Here is a 3,194-nt window from a genome sequence, read left to right as displayed (position 1 = left end):
ATGACAATTCACGATCCTGGCCTGTACATTCCAGTTTGGATCTTTAGTCTCTAAGATTTTGATCAAAACGTCCGAAGTCGTAATTGTCAACAGCATTCTCGCCTGCAGAACATTATCAATTTTTTCATCGTAATGATATACGAACCGTCTGTGATCCTTATCGGTCTCCACATAGTATCCTGGTTCTTCTTCTGTCATTGTTTCAAGCACATCGTCAATGGAAGCAGCATACATTTCTATAAGTTCTTCTTTTTGCGGCGGCGTAACTCCAAGGATCAGATCGTTTCCATCCCGCTCTACGCTATAACAATAATCACTGAACTCTTCAAAATTATCCTCGATATCAGAATTTGCGAACTCAAATATCGAAGCAGGTATAGTAATTTTTTCTAGCGTTTCCGGCTGATCCCCTTCTACCGCAGGATCTGCAACCGGCATACTTGCACATGCACTGCAGGCAAGTACCGTGGAAACCACCACTGCATCTAATAGATATTTATACAATTTCTTCATGATCACACCTTAAAATAATTATACCTGATTTTTATCGAATATTGAAAAGATCAGGAACAAAAATAGATCCAAAACTGCATTTTTCCATCTCAAAAAAAAGATCCTGCTTTCGCAAGATCAAATGTGTTTATGATAAGCATCATACAGCTCATTTTTAGAACCATTCATTTCCTGGGCTACCCGTTTGATGGCTTCTTTGGTTTTCATTCCTCCATCAATGAGCATTTGTACTTGTTTGAGAGCCCCTTCCATATCAAAAGCTTTTGTTTCCGATACCTTTAGCACCTTTATTGACCCATCTTCCAAAACGATTGTTCCATTTCTCGATTTCTAAAACAGCAATAGCATCTGGCCTTTGAGCATAGATAAGTATCTGTTCATCAAAACGAAGGCGAAAATTTCTTCCTGCCGTTTTTAAGAAAGATTTCCAGCTATCAGCATTTTCACTTACTTCGTTAATCGTTTGATAATAAAGATCGGTGATAAGTTCATACTTCCTAGCCATTATTTTCACCTTGTTTATCTACTTCATCATCGCCACCACATAAGTAGGAGTATAGCTTTCCGCTTTTTGTACTCTTTTGTAGAGCCAAGATGATGCTCATCTCAGGAATCGTGATTCCTTTGATTTGTAGAATATTCTCCATCTCTAGCTTTTGAAGTTTCTTTTCTGTGTCATAACCAGATTCTGTAAGTTTAGTGATGACCTTTATTTTCTGTTGCATCGTGAATTCGCTAGGCATAGTTTATTCCTCCTTGTTAAGTGCATAACTACGATAGAGTATTTCCAGTTCCTTTCTTATTTGATGACAGCTTCGATCACCTGCAAGCTCAGGAATCTATGCCTGAATCTTCGCTCTTGATCTTCTTACGCTTTCAAAATGTGGCAACCTTAATTCTCTATAGTGATTCATCACTGAAGAAAAAGAGAATGAGCCAATATCCCGATCACAAGTTGGATAAGGATTCACTGCTTCACAAACAAGCAAATAAAGTTTCATATCATTATTCCTTGCTTCTTCATTTGCTTTTAAGATCTCTAAAACAACTTTTTCGATGGTATATGGATTATTCATAAGTGTTCCTCCTTTACAAAATAAAAAGGGCGAACAGTTTTTTGCTCGCCCGCGATTGATATAAATTGGAATAAGCGTCATCGCTAAACATTCTTATTCATTTATTGTGTTATTTCCTTTGCAACTACTCGAACTCTGTAGTCACACTTGTTTTTATTTCGTGTGTCTACTTTAGTGGAATCATATCAAGAATTTTCTCTTCTGCTCTTTAATAGATTCTATTTAATTATAATTGCCATATGGGGTAATCTCCCAACCAACTCTTGAATTACTTCTTGTTACAACTATTGTATAAATGCCATCGTTTAAAGTATATGATTGATCAAAATTAAAACGGAAACCATCTCCCGGTAAAATTTCATCATTACAGTAAACACCTACGATATTATTAGATTGATCATAAACAGTAACATTTAACGAATCATAATATGAAGTGGAAGAAAAATAACCTGTGATTCTTAATGTGCCATATTTATTCATGCAAATTCTATACGTTGTTTGATTTGAAGTTTCCGACAATTTTATCATACCTCGATTTTGTTCATAAAGTGCCTGTTTTTGTTCTTCTACTCCTCTTATTTGATCATACCTCGAATTTATTAAAACCAACTTTTCATTATAAATATTTGTTGCTTGTTCATAACTTGGATCCGTTTTATAAACTTTCGCGTACAATTCTTCTAACTCATCTTTCTTAGTATCTAATTCTGATTCAGAATAACCTTCAATTCCTGACAAATCAAATGAAGATAAATAATCTAACGAAGAATACGACTCCATTTTATGAAAAAAGCGATTTACCGTGTCGAGACCATAAATATTAAAATCGTCAACTTGCAACAATGATGTATAATATTCATCCGCCTTTTCTTTATCTCCATCATTAATAGCATCAATTCCTAAATTCGCAAGTTTTAAAATTTCGTCATATCGCCGTTCTTCTTTCTTTTCTTCTCGATAATAGCTATAAAAAATTAGCGATCCTATTATAATACAGACACCTATTATCACACCATACCTTTTATATTTAGTTTCCATACACATACTCCTATCTTCTCAATATGATTTAATGATATCCTTATAAAAGTATAGCACGAAAAAATCCAGTTTTTAATCTCACCTACATAATGTTCTCAATGTTAAATTAGGCAATAACAATCACATGACTTTACAATTTGGATCGGGTTAATTTTACAATTTTTTAAAATTTACTGCGCCAAAATTATCCAAGTTAAGCAATCCAAAATTAAAAATAAGTGATCTTTTTGGGTTGGCTTCCCTTTAACATCATTCCTCATTTTCTTTTACCCTATTCAAACCTTGATGTTAGCATTATCTTCTTTTTTCACGAATGACTTATTGAATAAGATAAAGTCTGAAGCATGTATAATCCAATAAAAAATCGAATCAAAACAATATAAAATGTATAGAAACTAATTTAATATTTCGTAACTTATCTAATATATAATAAAGTCTCTTCTTTATATGAGCGAATTCTTCCAAGTTATCTTGATCAAGTCTTATTCATTTCTTTAAAGTGGTAGCATTTTGGTAGCAACCATCATCTGAACATCAAAAAAAGGGGGTCTAACAGTTAAAAGTTAG

General features: G+C 33.6%; 6 protein-coding genes. All 6 read right to left on the bottom strand.

Annotated features, from left to right (window positions below):
- Nucleotides 1–513: hypothetical protein (locus tag HMPREF0367_RS00670; protein WP_035400155.1), on the bottom strand; the 513-nt coding region annotated here is incomplete at its 3' end.
- Between the two features lie 117 nt (nucleotides 514–630).
- Entirely contained in the window at nucleotides 631–765 is a 135-nt protein-coding gene (locus tag HMPREF0367_RS10355) for a YoaH family protein (RefSeq protein WP_148449339.1), read from the bottom strand.
- A gap of 1 nt (nucleotide 766) precedes the next feature.
- Nucleotides 767–1,018, bottom strand: coding sequence for a hypothetical protein (locus HMPREF0367_RS00665; protein ID WP_015536446.1), 252 nt, complete (start codon nucleotides 1,016–1,018; stop codon nucleotides 767–769).
- The gene (locus HMPREF0367_RS00660; protein WP_015536447.1) at nucleotides 1,011–1,256 is read right to left on the bottom strand and encodes a hypothetical protein; all 246 of its coding nucleotides are present in this window, start codon (nucleotides 1,254–1,256) and stop codon (nucleotides 1,011–1,013) included. Before HMPREF0367_RS00660 ends, HMPREF0367_RS00665 begins: the two co-directional genes overlap by 8 nt.
- A gap of 96 nt (nucleotides 1,257–1,352) precedes the next feature.
- Nucleotides 1,353–1,589, bottom strand: coding sequence for a hypothetical protein (locus tag HMPREF0367_RS00655; RefSeq protein ID WP_248660653.1), 237 nt, complete (start codon nucleotides 1,587–1,589; stop codon nucleotides 1,353–1,355).
- Nucleotides 1,590–1,811: 222 nt separating this feature from the next.
- Complete coding sequence (locus HMPREF0367_RS00650; protein WP_035400153.1) at nucleotides 1,812–2,627, bottom strand: hypothetical protein; 816 nt, start codon at nucleotides 2,625–2,627, stop codon at nucleotides 1,812–1,814.
- Nucleotides 2,628–3,194 lie beyond the last annotated feature (567 nt).

The organism is Faecalitalea cylindroides ATCC 27803 (assembly GCF_000469305.1).
Taxonomy (GTDB): domain Bacteria; phylum Bacillota_I; class Bacilli_A; order Erysipelotrichales; family Erysipelotrichaceae; genus Faecalitalea; species Faecalitalea cylindroides.
The sequence above is the reverse complement of the archived record's forward strand: the minus strand, read 5'-3'. Positions and strand labels throughout refer to the sequence as shown.

What these genes read in the sequence shown, in the direction of transcription:
- HMPREF0367_RS10355 (WP_148449339.1), bottom strand. Translation starts at nt 765, where the DNA reads ATGGAAGGGGCTCTCAAACAAGTACAAATGCTCATTGATGGAGGAATG.
- HMPREF0367_RS00665 (WP_015536446.1), bottom strand. Translation starts at nt 1,018, where the DNA reads ATGGCTAGGAAGTATGAACTTATCACCGATCTTTATTATCAAACGATT.
- HMPREF0367_RS00660 (WP_015536447.1), bottom strand. Translation starts at nt 1,256, where the DNA reads ATGCCTAGCGAATTCACGATGCAACAGAAAATAAAGGTCATCACTAAA.
- HMPREF0367_RS00655 (WP_248660653.1), bottom strand. Translation starts at nt 1,589, where the DNA reads ATGAATAATCCATATACCATCGAAAAAGTTGTTTTAGAGATCTTAAAA.
- HMPREF0367_RS00650 (WP_035400153.1), bottom strand. Translation starts at nt 2,627, where the DNA reads ATGGAAACTAAATATAAAAGGTATGGTGTGATAATAGGTGTCTGTATT.